Origin of the sequence: Actinospica sp., from assembly GCF_035552695.1 — a bacterium.
In the GTDB taxonomy this organism is placed as follows: domain Bacteria; phylum Actinomycetota; class Actinomycetes; order Streptomycetales; family Catenulisporaceae; genus Actinospica.
The window spans coordinates 27439-51870 of record NZ_DASZKT010000214.1; the positions used below are offsets into that span (position 1 = coordinate 27439).

21 protein-coding genes are annotated in these 24432 nt (G+C 70.8%); 11 read left to right on the plus strand and 10 right to left on the minus strand.

Features of this window, described 5'->3' with window-relative positions; all coding sequences use genetic code 11:
• Positions 1-171 precede the first annotated feature (171 nt).
• Complete coding sequence (locus VG296_RS24535) at positions 172-933, minus strand: ABC transporter ATP-binding protein (RefSeq protein WP_325569548.1); 762 nt, start codon at positions 931-933, stop codon at positions 172-174.
• Between the two features lie 125 nt (positions 934-1058).
• Between VG296_RS24535 and VG296_RS24540 the strand changes: the two genes are divergently transcribed.
• Together VG296_RS24540 and holA are read left to right on the plus strand one after the other, a co-directional pair.
• Positions 1059-3197 (plus strand): S9 family peptidase, encoded by a 2139-nt coding sequence (locus VG296_RS24540; RefSeq protein WP_325569550.1) that lies wholly within the window; start codon positions 1059-1061, stop codon positions 3195-3197.
• Positions 3194-4117: a DNA polymerase III subunit delta gene (holA, locus tag VG296_RS24545; protein WP_325569552.1), complete on the plus strand. Its 924-nt coding sequence runs from the start codon at positions 3194-3196 to the stop codon at positions 4115-4117. Before VG296_RS24540 ends, holA begins: the two co-directional genes overlap by 4 nt.
• Positions 4118-4191: 74 nt before the next feature.
• On the opposite strand, the gene rpsT is transcribed toward holA, so the two are convergent.
• The 4 genes from rpsT to VG296_RS24565 form a co-directional block, all read right to left on the minus strand.
• On the minus strand, positions 4192-4458 hold the full coding sequence (rpsT, locus tag VG296_RS24550; RefSeq protein WP_325569554.1) for a 30S ribosomal protein S20: 267 nt from the start codon (positions 4456-4458) through the stop codon (positions 4192-4194).
• A 324-nt stretch (positions 4459-4782) separates the two neighbouring features.
• Positions 4783-7341, minus strand: a complete 2559-nt coding sequence (locus tag VG296_RS24555) for an AAA family ATPase (RefSeq protein ID WP_325569556.1) — start codon at positions 7339-7341, stop codon at positions 4783-4785.
• Between the two features lie 12 nt (positions 7342-7353).
• A complete protein-coding gene (locus tag VG296_RS24560) occupies positions 7354-8475 on the minus strand; it encodes a DNA repair exonuclease (protein ID WP_325569558.1) in 1122 nt (373 codons plus the stop codon).
• 9 nt (positions 8476-8484) lie between these two features.
• Positions 8485-9873: a hypothetical protein gene (locus tag VG296_RS24565; RefSeq protein WP_325569560.1), complete on the minus strand. Its 1389-nt coding sequence runs from the start codon at positions 9871-9873 to the stop codon at positions 8485-8487.
• Between the two features lie 190 nt (positions 9874-10063).
• Between VG296_RS24565 and lepA the strand changes: the two genes are divergently transcribed.
• On the plus strand, positions 10064-11929 hold the full coding sequence (gene lepA / locus VG296_RS24570; RefSeq protein ID WP_325569562.1) for a translation elongation factor 4: 1866 nt from the start codon (positions 10064-10066) through the stop codon (positions 11927-11929).
• Between the two features lie 62 nt (positions 11930-11991).
• On the opposite strand, the gene VG296_RS24575 is transcribed toward lepA, so the two are convergent.
• On the minus strand, positions 11992-12969 hold the full coding sequence (locus VG296_RS24575) for a GNAT family N-acetyltransferase (RefSeq protein WP_325569564.1): 978 nt from the start codon (positions 12967-12969) through the stop codon (positions 11992-11994).
• Between the two features lie 163 nt (positions 12970-13132).
• Between VG296_RS24575 and hemW the strand changes: the two genes are divergently transcribed.
• A complete protein-coding gene (hemW, locus tag VG296_RS24580; RefSeq protein WP_325569566.1) occupies positions 13133-14353 on the plus strand; it encodes a radical SAM family heme chaperone HemW in 1221 nt (406 codons plus the stop codon).
• Positions 14354-14356: 3 nt separating this feature from the next.
• Here hemW and VG296_RS24585 read toward each other — a convergent pair whose 3' ends face one another.
• The gene (locus tag VG296_RS24585) at positions 14357-15037 is read right to left on the minus strand and encodes a response regulator transcription factor (protein ID WP_325569568.1); all 681 of its coding nucleotides are present in this window, start codon (positions 15035-15037) and stop codon (positions 14357-14359) included.
• Positions 15034-16248 carry a sensor histidine kinase gene (locus VG296_RS24590; RefSeq protein ID WP_325569570.1) on the minus strand — a complete coding sequence of 405 codons (1215 nt, stop codon included), beginning with the start codon at positions 16246-16248 and terminating at the stop codon, positions 15034-15036. Before VG296_RS24590 ends, VG296_RS24585 begins: the two co-directional genes overlap by 4 nt.
• 178 nt (positions 16249-16426) lie before the next feature.
• Between VG296_RS24590 and VG296_RS24595 the strand changes: the two genes are divergently transcribed.
• Entirely contained in the window at positions 16427-17359 is a 933-nt protein-coding gene (locus VG296_RS24595) for an ATP-binding cassette domain-containing protein (RefSeq protein WP_325569572.1), read from the plus strand.
• 3 nt (positions 17360-17362) lie between these two features.
• The gene (locus VG296_RS24600; protein WP_325569574.1) at positions 17363-18184 is read left to right on the plus strand and encodes an ABC transporter permease; all 822 of its coding nucleotides are present in this window, start codon (positions 17363-17365) and stop codon (positions 18182-18184) included.
• Positions 18185-18217: 33 nt separating this feature from the next.
• Here the strand turns inward: VG296_RS24600 and VG296_RS24605 are convergent, their stop codons facing one another.
• On the minus strand, positions 18218-19075 hold the full coding sequence (locus tag VG296_RS24605; RefSeq protein ID WP_414641132.1) for a DUF3097 domain-containing protein: 858 nt from the start codon (positions 19073-19075) through the stop codon (positions 18218-18220).
• Positions 19076-19208: 133 nt separating this feature from the next.
• Between VG296_RS24605 and hrcA the strand changes: the two genes are divergently transcribed.
• The 3 genes from hrcA to VG296_RS24620 all read left to right on the plus strand — a co-directional run bounded on the left by hrcA (position 19209) and on the right by VG296_RS24620 (position 22212).
• Entirely contained in the window at positions 19209-20261 is a 1053-nt protein-coding gene (gene hrcA, locus VG296_RS24610; RefSeq protein ID WP_325569578.1) for a heat-inducible transcriptional repressor HrcA, read from the plus strand.
• Positions 20262-20325: 64 nt separating this feature from the next.
• Positions 20326-21459 (plus strand): molecular chaperone DnaJ, encoded by a 1134-nt coding sequence (dnaJ, locus tag VG296_RS24615; RefSeq protein ID WP_325569580.1) that lies wholly within the window; start codon positions 20326-20328, stop codon positions 21457-21459.
• Positions 21460-21462: 3 nt separating this feature from the next.
• Positions 21463-22212, plus strand: a complete 750-nt coding sequence (locus VG296_RS24620) for a 16S rRNA (uracil(1498)-N(3))-methyltransferase (RefSeq protein ID WP_325569582.1) — start codon at positions 21463-21465, stop codon at positions 22210-22212.
• 12 nt (positions 22213-22224) lie between these two features.
• Here the strand turns inward: VG296_RS24620 and VG296_RS24625 are convergent, their stop codons facing one another.
• Positions 22225-22743: a hypothetical protein gene (locus VG296_RS24625; protein WP_325569584.1), complete on the minus strand. Its 519-nt coding sequence runs from the start codon at positions 22741-22743 to the stop codon at positions 22225-22227.
• A gap of 128 nt (positions 22744-22871) precedes the next feature.
• Between VG296_RS24625 and VG296_RS24630 the strand changes: the two genes are divergently transcribed.
• Entirely contained in the window at positions 22872-23282 is a 411-nt protein-coding gene (locus VG296_RS24630; RefSeq protein ID WP_325569586.1) for an HIT domain-containing protein, read from the plus strand.
• Between the two features lie 111 nt (positions 23283-23393).
• A complete protein-coding gene (locus tag VG296_RS24635; protein ID WP_325569588.1) occupies positions 23394-24428 on the plus strand; it encodes a PhoH family protein in 1035 nt (344 codons plus the stop codon).
• Positions 24429-24432: the final 4 nt, after the last annotated feature.

The following is a 24432-nucleotide window of genomic DNA, read 5'->3' on the forward strand; positions in this document are numbered from 1 at the left end:
GGTGTACCGGACCGACCTCGACGGCATGGTCCTGATCAGCGCGCCGGCCGCGTCCGACGCGCCGATCCCGGTCCAGGCCGACAAGGGCGACGGCACGCTCCCGACCGCCCCGCCGAGCCCGACGTCCACCTCACACGGCCGCCGTGGCGGCAGCCGGCAACGCCATCGCACTCACTCCGAATCGCTGCCGATTTCCTCGGGCTCGGTCCACGACTCCGCCCCGGGCTCGTCGGGCTCCGCGCGCTCCGCCTCGGACACGTTTTCGGCGCCGTACGTCAGCCTTCCGTTGCGCATCACGCCCCGGCGCTGCGCCCGCGAGGCCACCATGCTGTCGTGCGTCACGATGACCAGCGTCAGGCCCCTGTCACGCCACGAGTCCTCCAGCAGCGAGATGATCTCGTCGCGGGTGTCCTCGTCCAGGTTGCCGGACGGCTCGTCGGCGAGCAGCACCCGCGGCTCCTTGACCAGCGCCCGAGCTATGGCCGCGCGCTGCTGCTGGCCGCCGGAGAGCTCCGTCGGCAGGTGGAACGCCCGGTCCGCCAGGCCGACGCTGCCCAGTGCCTTCATCGCCCGCTCCCGCCGATCGCCGCTCGAGATCTTGAGCGGCACCAGGGCCGTCTCGACGTTCTCGATGGCATTGAGCGTCGGGATCAAGTTGAAGGACTGGAACACGAATCCGATGTGCTCGGCGCGAATACGCGTCAGCCGCGACTCGCTCATCGCGCCGAGGTTCTGGCCGTCGAACTCGACCGTGCCGGCGGTCGGCCGGTCGAGGCCGCCGAGCAACTGCAGCAGGGTCGTCTTGCCGTGCCCGGTCGGGCCCTGGATCGCGAGCCATTCGCCGTCCGCGATCTCCGCGTCCATCGGGCGGATCGCGTCGACGACGGCGCCGCCCTTCCGATACTGCTTGCTGATTCCGGTGAGCTTGTACACGAGTCCTCGATCTCCATGCGTAGATGTGTTGATCGTGACCCCGCGTCACCCTCCGTCATTCCTCCTACCCACGAATGCGTCGCGTCAGCCGCCCTCGTGTCGCATCGTGGACATAGGATCGGAGCATGAAGCCACCCGTCGCGAAAACCCAGCCGCACGAGCGTGTCCAGCACGGCGACCACGTCCAGGACCCGTACTACTGGTTCCTCGACAAGGACGACAAGGACGTCCGGACATACCTCGAGGCGGAGAACGCCTTCACCGCCGCGGCGACGGACGGGCAGGCCGCACTGCGCGAGCGGATCTTCCAGGAGATCAAGGGGCGCACCAAGGAGACAGACCTCTCCGTGCCCACCCGCAAGGGCGACTGGTGGCACTACGCCCGGACCGAGGAGGGCAAGCAGTACTCCATCCACTGCCGGCTCGCCGCGACCGGCCCGAACCCGCCCGAGCTGCCGGAAGACGGCTCGGCGCTGCCGGGCGAGCAGGTCCTGCTGGACGGGAACGCGCTCGCCGAGGGCCACGACTTCTTCTCGTTCGGCGCCTTCGACATCTCGCCGGACGACCGGCTGCTGGCCTACTCGACGGACTTCGACGGGGACGAGCGATACACGCTGCGCATCCGGGACCTGGAGACCGGTCAGGACCTGACCGACGAGATCCCGAACACGCACTACAGCACCGCGTGGGCCGCCGACAACTCGGTGTTCTTCTACACGACGGTGGACGAGGCCTGGCGCCCCTACCGCGTGCACCGCCACGCCATCGGCACCCCGGCCGAGCAGGACGTGCTGGTCTTCGAGGAGCCGGACGAGCGCTTCTGGCTCGGCGTCGGGCTCAGCCGCAGCGAGAAGTACCTCGAGATCTCCCTCGGTTCGAAGATCACCAGCGAGTCCCGGCTGCTGCGCGCGGACGACCCGACCGGCGAGTTCCGCGTGGTGAAGGAGCGGCAGACCGGCGTCGAGTACGCCGTCGACCACTGGGCCCACCCGACCGACTCGGACCGCGATGTGCTGCTGGTCGTGCACAACAGCGACGGCAAGGAGAACTTCGAGCTGGCGACGGCGCCGATCACGGCTCCGGGTGAGTGGACTCCGCTGCTCGCGCACGATCCCGCCGTCCGGCTGCTCGATGCCGAGGCCTTCGCGGACCATTTCGTGCTCGAATACCGCAAGGACGGGCTGACCGGCGTCGCCGTGCACCCGATCGTGGACGGCGTGCCGAGCGCCCAGGGCAGCCCGATCGCGTTCGATGAGCCGATCTACAGCGTCGGCACCGGAAGCAACCCGGAGTACACCACCGACCGGGTGCGCATCGGCTACGGCTCGATGGTGACCCCGTCCTCCGTGTACGACTACGACATCGCCAACGGCACCCTCACGCTGCTCAAGCGCCAGCCCGTGCTCGGCGGCTTCGACCCGGAGCAGTACGAGCAGCGCCGCGTGTGGGCCGTGGCCGAGGACGGAACCCGCATCCCGATCTCCGTCGTTCACCGCAAGGGCCTGCAACCAGACTCAACGGCACCCTGCCTCCTCTACGGCTACGGCTCGTACGAGGCGTCGATGGACCCGTACTTCTCGGTCGCGCGGCTGAGTCTGCTCGACCGCGGCTTCGTCTTCGCCATCGCGCACATCCGCGGCGGCGGCGAGATGGGCCGGTTCTGGTACGAGCAGGGCAAGCTGCTGCACAAGAAGAACACCTTCACCGACTTCGTGGCCTGCGGCCGCGCGATGGTCGCCGAGGGCTGGGCCGCGCCGGACCGCCTCGTCGCGCGCGGCGGCTCCGCCGGCGGCCTGCTCATGGGCGCCATCGCGAACCTCGCGCCGGACCTGTGGGCGGGCGTGCTCGCCGAGGTCCCGTTCGTCGACGCGCTGAACACCATCCTCGACCCGAGCCTGCCGCTGACGGTCATGGAGTGGGACGAGTGGGGCAACCCGCTCGAGTCCGCCGAGGTGTATCAGTACATGAAGGAGTACAGCCCCTACGAGAACGTCGCCGCGGTGGCCTACCCGCCGATCCTCGCGCGTACCAGCGTCAACGACACCCGCGTCGGCTACCACGAGCCCGCCAAGTGGATCGCCCGGCTGCGCGCCACCGCGCTGAACGGGCAGAGCAAGGACATCCTGCTGAAGACCGAGATCGAGTCGGCGGGCCACGGCGGCAAGTCGGGCCGCTACGACGCTTGGCACGAGGAGGCCTTCGCCCTCGCCTGGGTGTGCGGCGCCGCGAAGCTGGACGGCCCCGCCGCCGAGGAATCGCAGTGACCGTCGTCCCACCCCTCACCTTGGTCACCGGCCCGGAGGAGCTGCTTGCCGACCGGGCCGTGGCCGAGGTGGTGGCCGCGGCGCGGAAGCAGGACCCGAGCGTCGAGATCTGCGACGTGATCCCCGGCCAACTCGCGCCCGGCGGCTTCGCCGAACTGGTCTCGCCGTCGCTGTTCGGCGAGGCCAAGGTCGTCGTCGTGCGCGGCGTGCAGGACCTGACGCCGGAACAGACAACCGAGGTGACGCGCTACCTGAACGACCCGGCCGACACCACGGTTCTCGTCCTCGTGCACGGCGGCGGCGTCAAGGGCAAGGCGTTCCTCGACGCCGTGAAGAAGCGCAAGCCCAACCTCGTCGACTGCCCGAAGCTGAGCAAGCCCGGTGACCGCATCGGCTTCATCAAGAGCGAGTTCAAGCGGGTCAAGCGCGCCATCACCGACGACGCCGCCCGCGCCCTGTCCGACGCCGTCGGCTCCGACCTACGCGAGCTCGCCGCCGCGGCGAGCCAGCTCGTCGACGACTCCGAGGGCACCGTCGACGAGACCATAGTCGCCAAGTACTACCAGGGCCGCGCCGAAGTCTCCGGCTTCGCGATCGCCGACCTGGCGATCGAGGGCCGTCGCTTCGAGGCCCTGGAGCAACTCCGCTTCGCCCTGGACACCGGCGTGGCCCCCGTGCTGATCGTCAGCGCCTTCGCCACCGGCCTGCGCCGCCTCGGCAAGGTCGCCGCCGCCGGCGGCGCCGCCAAGGACCTCGGCCTGCCCCCCTGGCAGATAGACAAGCTCCGCAAACAGGCCCGCAGCTGGAACCCGCCCCGCCTCTCCGCCGCCCTCCGCGCCGTCGCCGACACCGACGCCGCCGTCAAAGGCGCCGCCGCCGACCCCTACTACGCCCTGGAAAAACTCGTCCTCTCGCTGTAGCCCGGAAGCGAAAAGGCCAGGGCCCCGCACGTCGTACGACGTGCGGGGCCCTTCCGCTGAGAGTGCGGGGAAGATCAGGCGTTCAGGCCGTTGACGGCCTTGGCCAGCGCGGACTTCTTGTTGGCGGCCTGGTTGGCGTGGATGACGCCCTTCGAGACGGCCTTGTCCAGCTTGCGGGAGGCGTAGGCGGCGGCCTCCTGGGCCTTGGCGGCGTCGCCGGCGGCGATGGCCTCGCGGGTGCGGCGGATCGCGGTCTTCAGCTCCGACTTGTACGCCTTGTTGCGCAGGCGGGCCTTCTCGTTGGTCTTGATGCGCTTGATCTGCGACTTGATGTTCGCCATGTAAAGAACAGCCTCTTCTAGTTCATATCCAAAGTGGTTAGCGTGGCGAGTCGGCCCTGGGGGCGACCGCGCGGTGTCTTGTCACCACTGCTCTTCAGGCTGGCAACACCGCACTACGAGGCCACGCGATCGCCCAGTCTACCAGCGGATGAAGGGCGTCCCGACCGCGCCAGAGCTCCACTGCGCCAGAGTTCCGCTGCGCCAGAGTTCCGCTGCGCCACCGCACCAGCGCCCCACCGCGCCAGAGCTCCACTAGAGTTCCGCTGCGCCACCGCACCAGCGCCCACCGCACCGGCGCCCCACCGCACCCGGCGGTCGGCCGCGCTAGAGGTCGACGCGGTGAATGCCGGCGATGGGGAAGCGGGTGGGTTCGTGGCTGAGCAGGATGATCTGGGTGCGGTCGGCGACCTGGCCGAGGATCACCGCCACGTCCCTGAGGCGGTCCCGGTCGGAGTGGCCGAGCACGTCGTCGAGGATCAGCGGGACCGAACCGACCAGGTCGGCGCAGGCGATGCGGGCCAGCAGGCTCAGTTGCTCGCGGGCGCCCGCGGAGAGCGAGTCGAAGGGGACGGTGACGCCGCCGACGGTCTTCGAGACGATCGTCAGGTCGGGGCCGATCTCGACGTGCACGCCGGGGCTGAAAAGGCGCTGCGCGTAGCGCTCGACGCGCTGGCGGAACGGCGTGGTGTGCCGGTCGCGGGCCGCTTCGCGGTGGCTGCTCAGCGTCTCGAACAGCAGCTTCGCGGCCTGGGCCCGGCGTTCCAGTGCGTCATACGCCCGCTGGGCGCGCTTCTGCTCGGTGTCGGCCAGCGCCAACTGCTCCTCGGGCGCGGACCGGCCGTAGCGGGTGAGCCGGTCGGAGAGCACCTCGAGGTGCGTTCGGTGCTTGTTCTGCTCGTTGGCGAGTTCGGGCACCAGGCGACGCTGGTTGTCGAGCTGCTCGGTCAGCCGCCCGGGGTCGAGTTGGGCGACCCGCTCCGCCGCCGTGTCACGCTCGGACCGCGCCCGTTCCAGCTCGGACGGGAGTAGCGGGGGCCCTATCTCGGTCAGCCGCTTGCGCGCGAGTTCGAGTTCGTCGGACGCGCCCTGCACAGCTCGGGCGACGGCGTTCTGCTCGGCGCGCAGTGTACTGACACGCGTCGCGAGCTGATTGGCCTTCTTGTCCTCCTCCAGGAAGCGGTCCTCGGCCACCTCCGCCGCCGCGCGCGCGGCCTGCTCGGCCTCCTGCGCGGCGGACAGGTCGGCCGCGGGCACGCGCTCCGCAGGCAGGGCGGCCTCGTACGCGGTGATCTTCTCGCGGAGGACCTCGAGCCTGGAGCGCAGCTGGCCGACGGACTCGTCGTACTGCGCGGCCTCGATCGCCGTCCGGGCGTCCCGCTGCTCCTCGTGCGCCGCTCGCCAGAGCTGTCCGGCCTCCTTGGCGCCTGCGATATCCGCGACGTCCGCCTGTGCGCAGAGCGAGCGGTAGCGCTCGAGGGTTTCGCGCTCGGTCGCGCGCCGCTGCTTCTCCCCGCTGCCCGGCCTGACCATGACCCGCACGGCACCCGGCACCTCGACCGTGCGGGCTTCGAGCACGGGGAGAGTGAAGTCGTCCGCGGCTGCCGACTCGGCGCCGTCGATGAGCACGGGGGTCTCGCCAAGCCGGGTCACCGCGACCGTGGCGGCGTTGGCGGCCAGCTGGTCGTGCGCCTTCTCCCACGCGCGGTGCGCCTCGTCGATCCCGGCGAGGACCAGGTCGGTGACCTGGCACGCGTCGAGCCTCGCCGCGGCCGCGTCCAGCCGCTGCTGCGCCGCCTCGAGCCGTGCGAGCACCGCCTCAGCCTGCTCGGCCTCCGCCTGGTCCCGGCGCCACGCGACGTCCCCGCCGGCCAGCCGCGCCGCGGTTCTGGCGATATCCCGCTGCGCGCCGCACGCCCGCAGCCGCTCCTCCGCGAGCGCCGCCTCGTTCTCCGCCGCCGCGAGCTCGCCCTGCTTAGCAGCGGCGTCGGACTCGTTCCAGGTGAGCCGCTCACTCAGCCGCTCGACCTCCGACTCCTGGCGCGCGATCACCTCGGCCTCCCCGAGCACGGTCTCCAGCGCACGCTGCTTCGCCTCGGCCTCGGTCGCTTCCTTCCACTGCTGTTCGAGCAGCTTGAGACGGCTGGTCGCCGCGTCCAGCTCCTCCGCGCCGCCCGCGATCTGACGCCGCGTCCGCTGGTAGTCGGCCAGGTCGCCGTCGGCCGCCGCCAGCGCGGCCTTCGCCTCGGCGCACGCGTCGTTGGCGACGTCCAGCGCCTCGCGCGCCGCCTTGTAGTCGCCGGTCGGCTGGAAGCGCTTCTCGGTGAAGTACCGCTCGAACTCGGCCTTGGCCTTCTCGAACAGCTCCTCCTCCGGGCCGCGCCGCACCGAGTTGAGGTGCTCGGCCTCTCCCGCCATGGCGGGCACCGAGGCGTAGCCGCCGACCGAGGCCTGGCCAAGCGGCGCGCCCTGGTCCACCCGCAGCCTGCGCCACAGGTCCTTGTCCACGCCGTTCTCCGCCAACAGGCCGTTGAGGCGCTCATGCGCCTGCGGCCCGCTGAACTGCGCGGGGGACGGCGAGAGGACCTGCAGCTCGGTCTGCGGGGAACGCAGCCAGCGCTTGCGGTAGACGAGGCGGTGCGGGCCGAGGCTGAGCTCCGCCTCCACCTCCGGGCCCACGTCGCGGCCGGTCGGCTGGGTCGCCGTCACGCGGCTGTGCCGCGAGGTCGCGGGCAGGTCGATCAGCAGGTCAAGCGCGTCCACCAGCGAGGACTTGCCGATCTCGTTCGGGCCGGAGACCAGCGTGATGCCGTGCTCGGTGAACGCCACCTCGCGCGCGGCCACGCCCTTGAAGTCGGTCAGCCTGATCCGGTGCAGTCGCAGCATGGTGCAATCCCCTCAGTCCCCGGCCAGCCGGATCAGCAGTCGCAGCGCGTCATTGGCCGCCTCGCCGCCCCGGTCGCGCAGAGCGGTCACGGTCTCGGCGACGAAGCCGGTGAGCGCCAGGTCATCCAGGTCGGTGTCCTCCGGGCGGGCACGCAGCGTGCTGCGACCCGATTCGAGGATCGCCGCGAAGCGGTGGCTCCGGGTCTCCAGGCCGGCGCGCAGCCGCTCCGACTCGGCGAGGCCCAGCGCGCCGGAGAGGATCGGCTTGGCGACGGTGTCGGCCTTCTCCGGGAATGCGTCCAGCCAGGCGAGGACGGCGTCAACGTCGGCGGCCTCGGCCAGTTCGAAGTGCCGCTCCCGAAAGGTCCAGGTGCCGACCTGATGCGGCGTCACCTCGACCGCACGGCTCGGCCCGAGCTCGGCGACGAGGACGAATCCGGGGTCCGGGTCCCGCGTCGCGGTCGGCTCGGGGCTGCCGGAGTACCAGATTCGGCCCGAGCCGCCGACGGAGGTCTTCGAGTGCCGGTCGCCGAGCGCCACGTAGTCGACCCGACCCTCCGCGACCGCCTGCTCCAGCCTGCCGGTGGAGATCGGGTCCGCGGTGAGCGCGGAGGCCAGCGAGTCGACGCCGCCGTGGCCCACCGCGATTCGCACGGTGCCGGGCGGCGGCGGTTCCAGCCGGGCCGCGAGCCGATCGATCTGCTCGTCGGGGGCCTGCTTCGAGAACCAGGGCGCGGCCAGCAGTTCCACTCCGGGCCGCACCTCGACGAGCCCGGGAGCGTCGAGCACGCGCACACTCTCACCCGCCTGCCGGTGGAACCAGTCCGAGCGGTAGATCCCTGACTCGGTCAGCGGATCGTGGTTGCCGGGCAGCAGGTAGACCGGCACCGGAAGCGCGCTCAGCCGCTCCAGCGCCGGTTCCGCGGTACGCGGCTTGACCTGCGCGTACTCGAAGACGTCGCCGCACACCACGATGAACTCGCAGCCCTCCTGCTCGGCGAGCCTACCGATCCGCCGGATCGCGCCGATCCGCGCCCGGTCGTACGCGCCCTGATGCTCGCCGAGCCAGTGCCGCGTCATGCCCAGCTGCCAGTCCGCGGTGTGCAGGAAGCGGACGGTCCCGGTCTCCGCCACTACGCCGCCCTATTCCTCGTTGTGCGTGTCGTCGTCTTCGGCATCTTCGAACTCGTACTCGTCTTCGTCCTCGCCGCCGCGCGCCTCGTCCACCAGCTGCTGCAGCACCTCGGACAGGTCCATGCCCGCGTTGATCTTGTAGTCGCGGACCGGGATCGCCTCGTACTCCTCGCGCACCTCGGCGACGTCCTCGTCGCCGTAGACCTGCGCGAAGGCGCGGGCCAGCTCCGGCAGCGCCTCGCGCCACAGCTGCAGGCCCTCCTCGCCGAGGCCGCGGCGCTCGTTGGTGAACTCGGCCCACGCGGTGAGCACGGCCGGAACCTGCTCGGCCTCCGGCTTCGTCAGCTCGATGGTCTCGGCGAACTCGTCCAGCAGGTAGCCGCCGAGGCTGATCGGGCCGAAGCCGACGGCCGTCCGGTCGCTGAGGGCCGCGACGTCCGCGAAGACCGTGGCCAGCGCGCCGGCCAGCTCGCGATCCGGCAGTTCGGCGGCGTGCTTCGAGGCGAGGAAGGCGGCGACGGTCTCCCGCACGTCCTCGGCGCTGCCCACCGCCGTGTCCGACACCTCGGGCTCGGGCAGCAGTTCGAGCCGCGCCGCGAGCAGCGCCCACAGGCCCGCCGGGCTGGTCATCTCCAGTTCCTCGAGGTCGAGACCGGCCTCCTCGGCGATCTCGCGCAGTTCCTCCGGGTCGTCGGGACCCTCGGACAGCAGCCGGTCCAGCGCCTCCGCGAGCAGCGTGCGCGCATGCACCGGCGTCAGCTCGCTGATGTGCAGCCTGCCCTCGCCCTCCTCGTGCGCACGCATCCCGCGTGCCAACTCGGCCGCGCCGCCCGGCACCACCAGCACCCGCTCCAGCACCGGTCCGCCGCGGTCCGCCACGTAACAGCTGACGGTGTGCTCCTCGCCGCCCCGCTTGAAGCCCAGGTTGATCGTCCCGGCGTCGCCGAACAGGTCGCCCGCGCGGAAGACGGAGGTGGGCTCGACCTCCTCGGCCCGGCGCAGCCAGCCGGGCTCCTTCACCCCGGCCGCGGCGAGCTCGTCCGCCGCGCGCAGCGCCTCCTCGCGGGTCCAGTCCTCGCCGACCATCGCCAGCGCGCGCAGCCCGGCGAGCGCCTCGGGCCGCCGCTTCTGCTTGCCGAAGTACTCGACGAGCTCCCCGTACTGCTCCTCGAACACGTCGTCCGGGTCCTCGTCGTCCCCCTCGTCCTCGCCGAACCAGGAGGTCTCGAACACGGCGCCGAGCGCGAAGGACCCCCACAGCTCGGCCTCGACCACCTCGGTCTCCGGATCGAGCAGGGCCTTCGCCTCGTCGAGGAACTTGGCGTACGGGGAGGCGGGGGCGTGCTGCACGGGCTTGTGCGGGCGTTTCGGCTTGCGGCTGCGGCTCACGGGGCTCATGCGCGGAATTCTGCCAGTCCTGGCCGACATACTCGCGCTCTCCGGCAAATTACGGTCCCGCTTTCGGGGCTCATGCGGGGAGTCCTGCCAGTCTCGCGGACACCTCGCGCTCTCCGGGCTGTGAAAATTACGGTCCACGGCTTGGTCATGGGACCATAGGTCTTGTCCCTACCAGTCGAATGGATCCCGCGTGCCAGGCCTGCCGCCCGACATCCCGAAGCCGTCCCAGACGGATCGGGCATTGCTCCGCAACTTCTGCATCATCGCGCACATCGACCACGGCAAGTCCACCCTGGCCGACCGCATGCTGCAGCTGACCGGCGTGGTCGACGAGCGGCAGATGCGCGCGCAGTACCTGGACCGGATGGACATCGAGCGCGAGCGCGGCATCACCATCAAGTCGCAGGCCGTCCGGCTGCCCTGGCGGGTGGACGGGGTCACGCACGTGCTCAACATGATCGACACGCCCGGCCACGTGGACTTCACCTACGAGGTCTCCCGCTCGCTCGCCGCCTGCGAGGGCGCGGTCCTGCTGGTGGACGCGGCGCAGGGCATCGAGGCGCAGACGCTCGCCAACCTCTACATGGCGCTGGAGAACGATCTGACGATCGTTCCGGTGCTCAACAAGATCGACCTGCCGGCCGCGCAGCCGGAGAAGTACTCCGAGGAGCTCGCCAAGCTGATCGGCTGCGAGCCCGACGAGGTGCTGAAGGTCTCCGGCAAGACCGGCCAGGGCGTGCCCGAGCTGCTCGACCACGTGGTGCGCACGCTGCCGCAGCCGATCGGCGATCCCGCGGGCAAGAGCCGGGCGATGATCTTCGACTCGGTCTACGACTCGTACCGCGGCGTGGTCACCTACGTCCGGGTGATCGACGGGTACCTGTCCAAGCGCGAGCGCATCCTGATGATGTCCACCGGCGCCACGCACGAGCTGCTGGAGATCGGCGTCATCTCGCCGGAGCCCAAGCCGGCCGACGGCCTCGGCCCGGGCGAGGTGGGCTACCTGATCACCGGCGTGAAGGACGTGCGCCAGTCGAAGGTCGGCGACACGATCACCGCGCAGTACAAGGGCGCCACCGAGGCGCTGGCCGGGTACAAGGAACCCAAGCCGATGGTGTTCTCCGGCATCTACCCGATCGACGGCTCGGACTACCCGCTGCTGCGCGACGCCCTGGACAAGCTGCAGCTCAACGACGCGGCGCTGGTGTACGAGCCGGAGACCTCGGCGGCGCTCGGCTTCGGCTTCCGCGTCGGCTTCCTCGGCCTGCTGCACCTGGAGATCATCCGGGAGCGGCTCGAGCGCGAGTTCAACCTCGACCTGATCGCCACCGCCCCGAACGTGGTCTACCGGGTGATCATGGAGAGCGGCGAGGAGCACATCGTCACCAACCCGAGCGAGTTCCCCTCGGACGGCAAGATCGCCGAGGTCTACGAGCCGACCGTGCGGGCGACGGTGCTGGCCCCGAGCGAGTACATCGGCGCGATCATGGAGCTGTGCCAGGGCCGCCGCGGCAGCCTGCTCGGCATGGACTACCTCTCCGAGGACCGGGTCGAGCTGCGCTACACGCTCCCGCTCGGCGAGATCATCTTCGACTTCTTCGACCAGCTGAAGTCCAAGACCCGCGGCTACGCCTCGCTGGACTACGACGTGGACGGCGAGCAGGTGGCCGACCTGGTCAAGGTGGACATCCTGCTGCACCACGAGAAGGTGGACGCCTTCTCCGCGATCGTGCACAAGGACCGCGCGTACAACTACGGCGTGAAGATGGCCGAGCGGCTCAAGGACCTGATCCCGCGTCAGCAGTTCGAGGTGCCGATCCAGGCGGCCATCGGCGCCCGGGTGATCGCCCGCGAGTCGGTGCGGGCGATGCGCAAGGACGTGCTCGCGAAGTGCTACGGCGGCGACATCTCGCGTAAGCGGAAGCTGCTGGAGAAGCAGAAGGAGGGCAAGAAGCGGATGAAGATGGTCGGCCGCGTGGAGGTCCCGCAGGAGGCCTTCATCGCCGCGCTGTCCTCGGACTCCGACGGGCCCTCGGACCCGAACAAGAAGAAGTAGCGCGGGGCCCTCGGCCGGGTCGCGCCGCGGTCGACGGCGGCGCGACCCGGCCGAGGGTCACGTTATCCGAGCGCGCACATCATCGGGGCGTGCAGGCGGAGCTGATCCATGGGGACGGGGCCGTCGCCGAGGACCATGTGCGTGCAGGTGTAGGCGGGCTTCAGGCCGTGGCCGCAGGCCCAGGCGGACAGGTCGTCGCCCTCGGCGTCGACGTCCAGCCGGAGCCGGTCCTCCACGCCCTCGGCGAGGTCGGTGATCAGGTCGCGGGCGCCGGCGACGTCGGGGGCCAGCACCGGGCCGATCGCGGCCAGGTCCTCGGAGCGCCAGAGCGCGCCGTAGCCGGTGATCAGGCCCTCCTCGCTCCGCAGTACCCTGACCCGCTCGGCGAAGTTGGGCAGCCGCTTGAGCAGGGCGGTGCGGTGCACGCCGTAGACCTCGCGGTCCAGGCGGGCGAGCTGCAGCAGGTCCGCGGCGGAGGCGGGCTGCGTGCGGCCGGCGCGGGCGCCGGTCGGGTCGAAGACGCCGACGTGCGCCTCGACCGAGCCGAAGGGCTTGAAGCCCAGGCGCTCGTACAGCGACCTGCCCTCGGGCGTGGCGTGCAGCACCAGCGTGGAGCTGCTCGCCTGGTCGAGGACGTGCCGCACGATCCGCGTGCCGAGGCCGCGGCGCTCGTGGCTCTGCGCGACGAGCACCATGCTGATCGAGCCGAACTGCTGGCCGTACCGCGTCAACACGGCGGTGGCGATGAGCCGGCCGGCCTCGTCCTCGATGCCGTAGACCTCTCCCACCTCGAAGAGCAGGCCCCACTTGCGCTGTTCGGCTCCCCAGTCCCGGCTGACGCCCAGCTCGCCGCACCGGTGCAGATCCGCGTCGGTCAGCCGGCGCACCGTCGTCCGGCCGTCTCCGGTCGCCGGGTCGGCCTCGGTGCCGTCCAAGCCGTTGACGAGCTGCTCGGCCTCGTCCACAGCGACGTCCGCGGTGAGCTGGTCGACGGCGGGGTCCACCGTATCGGTGCTGGTTCTGGGAGTAGTGAGAGTCACCCGGCCTTCATATCCGGCCTGTGGTCCCCCCGCCACTCGAATTCCGTTCGGGACACGGCGAATACGGTCCGACCGGCGCAACGATTGGGTCGTTCGGGGCAACGCCGCCGCACCGAGGGACCCGGATCTGACAGCCGCAGTTGCGGACTGAGACAATGACCAGATGCCTTCCGTACAACTCGACGGCGAACCGGTCCCGGCCGACGGCGCCCTGCCGAGGGAATCCCTCGGTTCATTCGGTGCGCGCCCCTTCGGCATGTACGTGCACGTCCCGTACTGCTCGAGCCGCTGCGGCTACTGCGACTTCAACACGTATACCGCCACCGAGCTGGGCGGCGGCGCCTCGCAGGCCGGGTACGCGGAGCACGCGATCGCCGAGATCCGCCAGGCCCGCCGCGTGCTCGGCGAGTCCTATGTGCCCGTTGAGACGGTGTTCTTCGGCGGCGGCACGCCCACGCTGCTGCCCGCCAAGGACCTCGTCGCCATGCTCAAGGCGATCAAGAACGAGTTCGGCCTCTCGACCGACGTGGAGGTCACCACCGAGGCGAATCCGGAGTCGGTGGACGAGAAGTACCTCGTCGAGCTCGTCGAGGGCGGCTTCAACCGGATCTCCTTCGGCATGCAGTCCGCGCGCCAGAACGTGCTCGACGTACTCGAGCGCAAGCACACGCCGGGACGGCCGGAGCAGTGCGTGCGCTGGGCGTACGACGCGGGCTTCGAGCAGGTCAACCTGGACCTGATCTACGGCACGCCGGGGGAGACCGAGGACGACTGGCGGGCCTCGCTGGAGGCGGTGATCGGCGCGTACCCGGACCACGTCTCCGCCTACTCGCTGATCGTCGAGGACGGCACCAGGCTCGCCGGCCGGATCCGCCGCGGCGAGCTGCCGATGATCGACGAGGACCTGCACGCCGACCGGTACCTGATGGCCGATCAGCTGCTCAGCGAGGCGGGATACCGCTGGTACGAGGTGTCCAACTGGGCCGTGTCCGAGGACGCGCACTGCCGGCACAACCTGCTCTACTGGACCGGCGCCGACTGGTGGGGCGTGGGCCCGGGAGCGCACTCGCACATCGGCGGCACCCGCTGGTGGAACGTCAAGCACCCGACGGCGTATGCGCAGCGCATCGAGGCCGGGCACTCGCCTGGCCTGGCACGCGAGGTGCTGACGGCCGACGACCGGCGGATCGAGCGGATTCTGCTGGAGCTGCGGATCTCCGAGGGGCTCGAGCTGGGCGTGCTGAGCGAGAAGGGGCGCGCCGCGGCGGAGCTCGCCATGCAGGAGCGACTGCTGGAGCCGCTGCCCTTCGCCGACGGGCACGCCGTGCTCACCCTGCGCGGACGGCTGCTGGCCGACGCGATCGTGCGCGACCTGACGGACTGACGGTCAGGGCTGCGGGTTCAGCAGGCCGCTCTCGTAGGCCGCGATGACGAGTTGGGCGCGGTCGCGGGCGCAGAGCTTCATCAGCAGGCGGCTGATGTGCGTCTTGACGGTGGCCGCGGCGAGGTGCAGGTGCGCGGCGATCTCGGTGTTGGACAGGCCGCGGCCGATCAGCACGAGCACCTCGCGCTCGCGTTCGGTGACTCCTTGGAGGCTCTGGTGCGGCGCGCTGGCGGGTTCCGGGCGGCGGGCGAACTCCTCGATCAGGCGGCGGGTCACGGTCGGCGCGAGCAGCGCCTCTCCGGCCGCGATGACCCGGATCGCGGTGACGAGGTCGTCCGGCGGCGTGTCCTTGAGCAGGAAGCCGCCCGCGCCCGCCCGCAGCGCGGAGAAGACGTACTCATCGAGGTCGAAGGTCGTCAGGATCAGCACGCGGGGACCGTTGCCGTCGGCCGAGATGATCTCTCGGGTGGCGGCGATGCCGTCCATGCGGGGCATGCGGACATCCATCAGCACCACGTCCGGACGGCACTTGGCGGCCTGCTCCACGGCCTCGGTGCCGTCGGCGGCCGTGCCCACGACGCGCATCCCGGGCACCGCGTCCACCAACGCGGCGAACGCGCCGCGCACCAACGCCTGATCGTCGGCGATCAGGACGCTGATGGGTTCCTCGGTTTCGGCGTTCATGCCGGGACCACCTCCAGCGGAGCGGCGACGGGGAGCCGCGCCGCGACGCGGTAGCCGCGGACCGGGAGCGGCCCGGCCTCGAGGCTCCCGCCGTGCAGCGCGGCTCGCTCGCGCATCCCGACGAGGCCGTGGCCGCTGCCGGACATCCCGGCGCGTGCCCCAGCTCCGTCGTCGACGATCTCGATCGCCAGCTCCCGCGGCTCGTAGCGCAGGTCGACGCGGGCCCGGTCGGTCGCGGCGTGCTTCACGACGTTCGTGAGCGCCTCCTGGACGATGCGATACGCGGACAGTTCCAGCCCCTCCGGCAGTTGGCGCACCTCGCCGCCGACGCGCAGTTCCACGCTCGTCCCGGCGGCGCGCAGGCCCTCCACGAGCTCGTCGAGATCCGCCAGCGCCGGGGCCGGGCTGCTCGCGACCTGCTCCCCTTCCGCGCGCAGCACGCCGAGCAGTTGCCGCATGTCCCGCAGCGCCTGACGGCCCGTCGACTCTATCGTTGCGAGCGCCGCGGAGGTCCGCGCGGGCAGCGCGTCGTCGATATAGCGGGCCACGCCGGCTTGCACGGTGATCACGCTCATCGCGTGCGCCACGACGTCGTGCAGCTCGCGGGCGATCCGCAGCCGTTCCTCGGCGGCCGAGCGCGCGGCCAGCTCCGTCTGCGCACGCACCTCCTGCGCGGCCTGGGTCCGCACCGCCTCGACGTAGCTGCGCTGCCGGTAGACCGCCAGCCCGAGCGCCCAGCCCACCGCCTCGATCGCGATCGGCGTCGCGGCCACGCCGAGCACCTGCCACCACGTCGGACTCGGATGGATGGCGCTCGGGGGCACCGCGACCAGGTATGCGACCGCCGTCGTCGCGACGGAGCCGGCCAGCAGCAGGCCGGCGCGGCGCGGCGGGCGGGACGCGGCGACGACGTAGAGGACCAGGGCGACGGTCAGGAACGAGTCGCGCTCGAAGCCGAGCGTCCAGGCGACGATCGAGCTGAGCACCGCCACGCTGAGCGATGACAGCGGTGCGAGACGGCGCGTGCCCACCGCGGCGGCCGAGACCACCGCGATCACCAGGCGCAGCCAGACCGGCCCCGTCCACACGTGCGCCGCCGGCCGGAGGGCCGAGAAGACCATCAGCGCGCCGAGCAGGACGGCCAGGATCGCGTCCGCGGCAAACAGCGCGGCGGACCGCATCACCGGCATGTTCTCACTCTGCGCGCTCACGCCCTCGACGCTAGACGTCCGTCCGCGCGATGGCATCAGCCTGGAGACCGGCGCTCGGTGTCATACCCGGGCTGTATTCGTATGACCGGAAAGCTCTGGTGTCAGGCCCGCGGGCGTAGCTGGAATCCGCTACCGCGCTCCGACGACCGGGCATGCCCGCGCGGCGGACGCTGAACCCATGATTGAGGTCTCCGACATCACGAAGCGCTACGGCGAGGCCCTCGCCGTCGACTCGCTGTCCTTCACGGTCCAGCCCGGCCACGTCACCGGCTTCCTCGGACCCAACGGCGCCGGGAAGTCCACCACCCTGCGCGTCATCCTCGGCCTGGATCGGCCGGACCGGGGCGACGCGACCCTGGACGGCCGCCGATTCAGCACCCTGATCCGGCCGCTGCACCAGGTCGGCGCATTGCTCGACGCGACCGCCGTGCATCCGGGCCGCAGCGCCGACGCGCACCTGGGCTCGCTGGCCCGGGCCAACGGAATCAGCCTCAGCAGGGTGCCCGACCTGCTGGAACAGGTCGGCCTTGAGAAGGTCGCCAGGCGCCGCGTCGGCGGATACTCGCTCGGCATGAAGCAGCGGCTCGGCATCGCCGCCGCGCTGCTTGGCGACCCGGCCGTGCTGCTTTTCGACGAGCCGGTCAACGGCCTGGACCCGGAGGGCGTGCGCTGGCTGCGCGAGCTGCTGCAGTCGCTCGCGGCCGAGGGGCGCACGATCCTCGTGTCCAGCCACCTGCTCTCCGAGATGGCGCAGACGGCCGACCGGCTCGTCGTCATCGGTCGCGGCAGGCTGATCGCCGACACCACGACGAGCGAGTTCATCGCGTCCGGCTCGGCGTCCCGGATCGTGGTGCGCTCGCCGTACGCGGGGGAGCTCGCGCGGGTCCTGATCGACGACGGAGGCGGCATCGAAGCCCTCGACGACGGTGCTCTCGCGGTGACCGGCCTGCCGATCGACCGCGTGGGGCATCTCGCGGCCGCGGCCGGACTGGAGCTGCACGAGCTGCGCGGCGACCACGCCAGCCTCGAGGAGGCGTTCATGCAGCTGACCGCGGACGCGGTCGAGTACCGCACCCCGCATGAAGAACCCGTCCCCGCGAAGGAGCGCTGAACCATGGCAATGCTCGCCACCGTGACCCGCATGACCGCCGCCGGGCCGCTCGCCTGGTTCAGGGATCTGATCCGCGCCGAGAGCATCAAGTTCCGCGCCACGCGCTCGACCTACTACGCGCTGCTCGCCCTCGTGGTCGTCGGGATCGGCGTCTCGGCGCTGGTCGGACAGGCGATCGCCGCGCGCTGGTCGCACATGTCGGTGTTGAATCGTGCCGCGTTCGACCCGCTCAGTACGACATTCCGGGGTTTCGAGATCGGCCAGCTGATCATCGGCTCACTCGGCGTACTGATGATCAGCTCGGAGTACTCCAGTGGGCTGATTCGTATGACGTTCTCGGCGATCCCGCAGCGTCGTTCGGTGCTGATGGCGAAGTCCGTCGTGATCGGGATCACGTCGCTGGTCGTCGGAGAGGCGGCCGCATTCGTGGGCTTCTTCGTCTCGCAGGCCCTGCTCAAGCCCACCGGCGTCGCCCAGTCGATCAGCAGTCCCGGCGCGCTCGGCTCGGTCACGTCGATGGGGCTCTACCTGGCCGTCGTCGCGCTGCTGGGGCTCGCGTTCGGGGCGCTGCTGCGGCACACGGCCGGTGCCATCGTCGCCCTGTTCACCCTCGTATTCGTGCTGCCGGGCATCATCTCGGCGCTGCCGAGTCCGTGGAATTCCCGGATCGGCAAGTGGCTGCCCGACAACCTGGCCGGTCAGCTGGTCGCGCTCCATCCGGACCCGGACTTCCTTTCGCGCACGTCGAGCCTGATCGTGCTGCTGGCGTACCCGGTGGTCTTCCTCGCGGCGGCCGCCTGGCGGCTCGGCCGGACCGACGCCTAGGCCAGGCCGGTCCAGGGCGGGTCCAGGGCGCGGTCAGGGCGCGGTCACGAAGTCGATCAGCGCCTCGACCGGGCCGAGCAGGGCGGGCTCCAGATCCTTGTACGAGTTCACCGTCCCGAGGATCCGCGCCCAGGCGCGGCGCGGATCCAGCGGCCAGCTCGGGTCCTTGCGATGCAGCCGCTCGCAGACGCCGTCCTTCCACTCCTCGCGCTTCGGCACGACCGGCCAGGCCGCGATGCCGACCGACGCGGGCTTGACGGCCTGCCAGATGTCGACGTACGGGTGTCCGAGCACGAGGATGAAGTCCTCGCGGCCGCGCTGCAGCCGGTCGGCCGTCCGGGTCTCCTTGCTGTTCGGCACCAGGTGGTCGAGGAGCACGCCGAGCTTGCGGCCCGGCCCCGGCTGGAACTCCGCGGCGATCTCGTGCAGCTCGTCCACGCCGCCGAGCATCTCCACCACGACGCCCTCGATCCGCAGGTCGTCGCCCCACACGCGTTCCACCAGCTCCGCGTCGTGCTTGCCCTCGACGTAGATCCGCCCGGCCCTGGCCACCTTCGCGCGCAGCCCGTGCACCGCGACCGAGCCCGACGCCGTCCGGTCCCGGCCCGACTTCGAGGCCGCGGGCGCCGCCGGGCGCGGCCGGACCAGCGTCGCCGCCCTGCCCTCGAACAGGAAGCCGGGACCGAGCGGGAAGACGCGGTGCTTGCCGTGCCGGTCCGCCAAGGTGACGGTGTATCCGCCGGGCGTCTTCTCCACCCGCACGACGGCGCCGCAGAAGCCGGTCTCCACGTCCTCGACGACGAGTTCGGTCACTGCCTCGATATCGACTGCCGCCGTACGCCGTCGTGCGTGGGACGGCAGGTCCCCGGGAATGTTCGACTGTGCACTCACCACGTGCCGAGGGTAGACCAAGCCCTGGCGGCAAGCCGTACACTGGACTTGCGAAAGCTGGCACTCCCGGTGAACGAGTGCCAACTGCCGAGTAACGACGTGTTCGAGACCCGCCGACCAGGAGGTGCGCACCGTGGACGAGCCGAAACTGGATCGCCGCCGCCTGGACGTGCTGCGGGCGATCGTCGAGGACTATGTCGCCACCCAGGAGCCGGTCGGCTCGAGGGCCCTGGTCGAACGGCACAACCTGGGCGTCTCCCCGGCGACCATACGCAATGACATGGCCCTGCTCGAGGAGGAGGGCTACATCCACCAGCCGCACACCAGCGCCGGCCGGGTGCCCACCGACAAGGGCTACCGGCTGTTCGTGGACCGGCTCACCAATGTCAAGCCGCTGACCCAGGCGGAGCGCCGGGCGATCCACAGCTTCCTGGACGAGGCGGTGGACCTGGACGACGTGGTCTCCCGCACGGTCCGCCTGCTCGCCCAGCTGACCAGGCAGGTAGCGGTCGTGCAGTACCCCTCGCTGAGCCGCTCCGCGGTCCGGCACGTGGAGCTCGTCGGCCTGGCCGCCACCCGGATCATGCTGGTGCTGATCACCGACACCGGCCGGGTCGAGCAGCGGCTGGTCGAGGTCGGGCCGATCGAGGAGTCCGCGCTCGGCGAGCTGCGCGCGCGGCTCAACGCCGAGATCGTCGGCCGCCGGCTGGCCGAGGTGCCGGCGCTGCTCGAGGACTTCGCGCGGCGCTCGCCCGGCGGCGAGGTGCAGGCCGCGGCGGGTCCCCCGCTCTCCGCGGTGGACGCGCTGTGCGCCGTGCTGCTCGAGATGATCGTGGAGCAGCGCGAGGAGCGGGTGGTGTTCGGCGGCACGGCCAACCTGGCCCGCTTCGGCCACGACTTCCCGGACACCATCCACCCGGTGCTCGAGGCGCTGGAGGAGCAGGTGGTGCTGCTCAAGCTGCTCGGCGAGGCGACCGCGCCCTCGCTGCTGACCGTGCGCATCGGCCGGGAGAACGAGCTCGACCAGCTGACGTCGACCTCCGTCGTCACCAGCGGCTACGGCCGGGGCGAGGACACCCTCGCGCAGCTGGGGGTGCTCGGGCCGACCAGAATGGACTACCCGGGCACTATGGGGGCGGTCTCGGCCGTTGCCAGATACGTCGGCCGTATTCTCGAACAGGCGTAAGGCGTAGCCTGGGCGAGTGCCGATTGCCGGGACATAGGACGAGCATCAGTGGAGAAGACGTAACGTGGCGACCGACTACTACGCGGTCCTCGGGGTCAGGCGGGACGCCACCCAGGACGAGATCAAGAAGGCGTACCGCCGGCTTGCCCGCGAACTGCACCCGGACGTCAACCCGGACCCGCAGACCCAGGACCGGTTCAAGGAGATAGGGCTCGCCTACGAGGTCCTGTCCGACCCGCAGAAGCGCCAGGTCTACGACCTCGGCGGCGACCCGCGCGGCGGCGCCGCGGCCGGGGCGGGCGCGGGCGGCTTCGGACCGGGATTCGCGTTCAGCGACATGCTCGACGCCTTCTTCGGCAGCGGCGGCCAGCGCGGCCCGCGCTCCCGGGTGCAGCGCGGCCAGGACGCGCTGATCCGGGTGGAGATCAGCCTGCAGGACGCCGCCTTCGGCACCCAGCGGGACATCCAGGTGGATACCGCCGTGGTCTGCCCGACCTGCAACGGCGACGGCGCGGCCCCCGGCACCCAGCCGGTGACCTGCGACATGTGCCGCGGCCGCGGCGAGGTCTCGCAGGTGACGCGCTCGTTCCTCGGCCAGGTGATGACCTCGCGGCCGTGCCCGCAGTGCCAGGGCTACGGCACGATCGTGCCCACCCCGTGCGTGGAGTGCGCGGGCGACGGCCGGGTGCGCACCCGCCGCACGCTGACCGTGAAGATCCCGCCGGGCGTGGACAACGGCACCCAGATCAAGCTGGCCGGCGAAGGCGAGGTCGGCCCGGGCGCCGGGCCCGCGGGCAACCTCTACATCGAGATCGTCGAGGAGCCGCACGACATCTTCCAGCGGCGCGGCGACGACCTGCACTGCACGGTGACCATGCCGATGACGGCCGCCGCGCTGGGCACGAACATCCCGCTGCAGACGCTGGACGGCCAGGTCGAGCTGGACATCCGGCCGGGCAGCCAGTCCGGGCAGTCGATCACCATGCGCGGCAGGGGCATCCAGCACCTGCGCGGCTCCGCCCGCGGCGACCTCGTGGTGCACATCGAGGTGCAGACGCCGAAGAACCTGGACGCCGAGCAGGAGTCGGTGCTGCGGAAGCTGGCGCAGCTGCGCGGCGAGGAACGGCCGCAGGGCACCTTCGCGCCCGGCCAGCAGGGGCTGTTCTCCCGGCTCAAGGACGCGATCAACAACCGCTAGCCGATGACAGATCCCGTATTCCACGCGCCGCGCGGGCTGCTGGCCGGTGCCGAGACCGTGCGGCTGGACGGCCCGGAAGGCCGGCACGCCGCGCTGGTGCGCCGCCTGCAGCCGGGCGAGCCGGTCGACCTGACCGACGGCCGCGGCCTGGTGGCGCACTGCGTCGTGCTGCGTACGGCGGGGAACGCGCTGGACCTCGAGGTCGTCGAGAGGCTCGAGGAGCCGGCGCCGAACCCGCGCCTGACGGTCGTTCAGGCGCTCGCCAAGGGCGATCGCGGCGAGACGGCAGTCGAGACCATGACCGAGATCGGCGTGGACGTCATCGTGCCCTGGCCTGCTTCCCGCTCCATCACGCAGTGGAAGGCCGAGCGCGGCGAGAAGTCCCTGGCCAAGTGGCGCAGCACGGCCCGCGAGGCGGCCAAGCAGTCCCGGCGCGCCTGGTGGCCCGAGGTCACCGAGCCGGCCACGACATCGAAGGTGGCGAAGCTGCTGGCCGCCGCCGCCCTGCCGATCGTCCTGCACGAAGAGGCCGAACTCGCGCTGGCGAGCGCCGAGCTGCCGAAGACTTCTGACGAGGTGTCGGACATCGTCCTCGTGGTCGGCCCCGAAGGCGGAATCTCCCCTGAGGAACTGGCTCAGTTCGCCGAGGCGGGCGCCCAGTCGCACCGCATGGGCCCGACCGTGCTCCGCACCTCCACCGCGGGCACCGCCGCCGCCGCGGTACTCCTGGCCCGTTCGGGACGCTGGGGCTGACCGGAACGGGTCTCAGGCGCAGACCGGGGTGGAGCGGGTGTCGCCTTCGATGAAGCCGCCCGGGGCGTTCGGGGGGTAGTAGAAGTAGTGGCCCTCGCCCTGGTAGCAGGTCTTGGGCGCGAGGTGGACGGGGGTCGACCAGAAGTCGGGGCCGCCGATGCCGCCGATGAAGGTGCGGGCGCCGTCGATGGCGCCGTGGGTCACGTCGTAGACCGCCATGCCGACGTCGTAGCGCACGTGCAGGTTGCGGAACTGCAGCCAGGCATACGAATAGCCGTAGAGAGCGTGGCACGAGGGGGAGTAGAACTCCTTGATCGAGAACGCGGTGATGCCGTCGTAGATCTCGTGCCTGGTCTCGCCGACCTGGTGGCGGTCGGCGCACGGCGCGGGGGACGCGTGCGGGGCCACGGCGGTGTTGGCGGTGGCGGGGATGGTGGCGGCGTGCGAGGCGTCGGCAAACAGAACGGGCACGGTGGCCAGCGTCACCGTCAGCGCGGCGGTGGCGATGACGTGGGCAGCGAGGCGGTCCATGAGTTCCCCTTGGAAGATCAGATATATCGGGCGTCTGATAGCTTTGCGACGTCGGAGCGAGACGTTACACAGGGTTGGACTCCCGAACGGCCCGAGGATCGCAGACCCTGAACAGAAAGGACTCGAACGTGGGACAAACGATCACCGCATCGGGCGAATCCGACGCTCCGGATACAACCTTCGAGCCCGGTTGTATTTTCTGTTCGATCATCGCCGGGAAGATCCCGTCGGCCCTCGTCCGGGAGACCGAGCGGATCTTCGCGTTCCGCGACATCGCTCCTCAGGCGCCGACGCACGTGCTGGTGATCCCGAAGACGCACGCGTACGCCAACGCCGAGCAGATCGCCGCCGGCGACCCGGGGCTGGCCGCCGAACTTTTGCGCGAAGCGGCCGCTGTGGCCGCTGCCGAGGGGCTGGCCGAGGACGGCTACCGCATCGTCTTCAACACGGGGGATCACGCCGGGCAGACGGTATACCACGTCCACGCGCACGTCCTCGGCGGCGATCCGCTCGGCCGATTCGGCACCCCCGCCGAATAGTCGGAATAAATGCCCGAGCCTTGAACGTTCGGGCTGGGTACCATGGAGTTCTCAACAGCGGTGCGTCGTTTTTTCAAGAGGGTGTGATTTCAAGGCCGTATGGCCGAGCCTATGTCCGAAACGTCCGAGCAGCAGAGCACCATCAAGATCACCATCCCCGCGGCGCATCCCATGGTCGCGGTCCTCGGACACGGGGACGGCATCCTCCGCACCATCGAGAAGCAGCTTCCCTCGATCGACATCCACGCGCGCGGCAACGAGATCACCGTCTCCGGGCCGCCGCAGGACGTCGAGCTGGTCCGCTCGCTGTTCGACGAGATCCTCATCGTGCTGCGCACCGGCGCCCCGCTGACCGAGGACTCGGTGCGGCGCTCGATCACCCTGCTGCAGGCCGCGGGCCGCGGCGAGGAGAGCCTGCGCCCGGCCGAGGTGCTCACCCAGAACATCCTGTCCAACCGCGGCCGCACGATCCGTCCCAAGACGGTCAACCAGAAGCACTACGTGGACGCGATCGACAAGCACACGATCGTCTTCGGCATCGGGCCGGCCGGTACCGGCAAGACGTACCTGGCGATGGCCAAGGCCGTGCAGTCGCTGCAGAACAAGGAGATCAGCCGGATCATCCTGACCCGGCCCGCGGTCGAGGCGGGCGAGCGGCTCGGCTTCCTGCCCGGCACCCTCTACGAGAAGATCGACCCGTATCTGCGGCCGCTCTACGACGCGCTGCACGACATGATCGATCCCGACTCGATCCCCAAGCTGATGGCCGCCGGGACCATCGAGGTGGCCCCGCTCGCCTACATGCGCGGCAGAACCCTCAACGACGCGTTCATCATCCTGGACGAGGCGCAGAACACCTCGGCCGAGCAGATGAAGATGTTCCTCACCCGGCTCGGCTTCGGCTCCAAGGTGGTCGTGACCGGCGACACCACTCAGGTGGACCTGCCCTCCGGGGTGCAGTCCGGCCTGCGCGTGGTCCAGTCGATCCTCGAGGGCATCGACGACATCGCCTTCTGCCGGCTGACCAGCACGGACGTGGTCCGGCACCGGCTGGTCGGGGAGATCGTGGACGCCTACGGCCGGTTCGACGCGCAGCAGCAGGCCGAGCAGGCGCGCAGACCGGGCGGGCAGCGCCGCGTGGGATGATGCG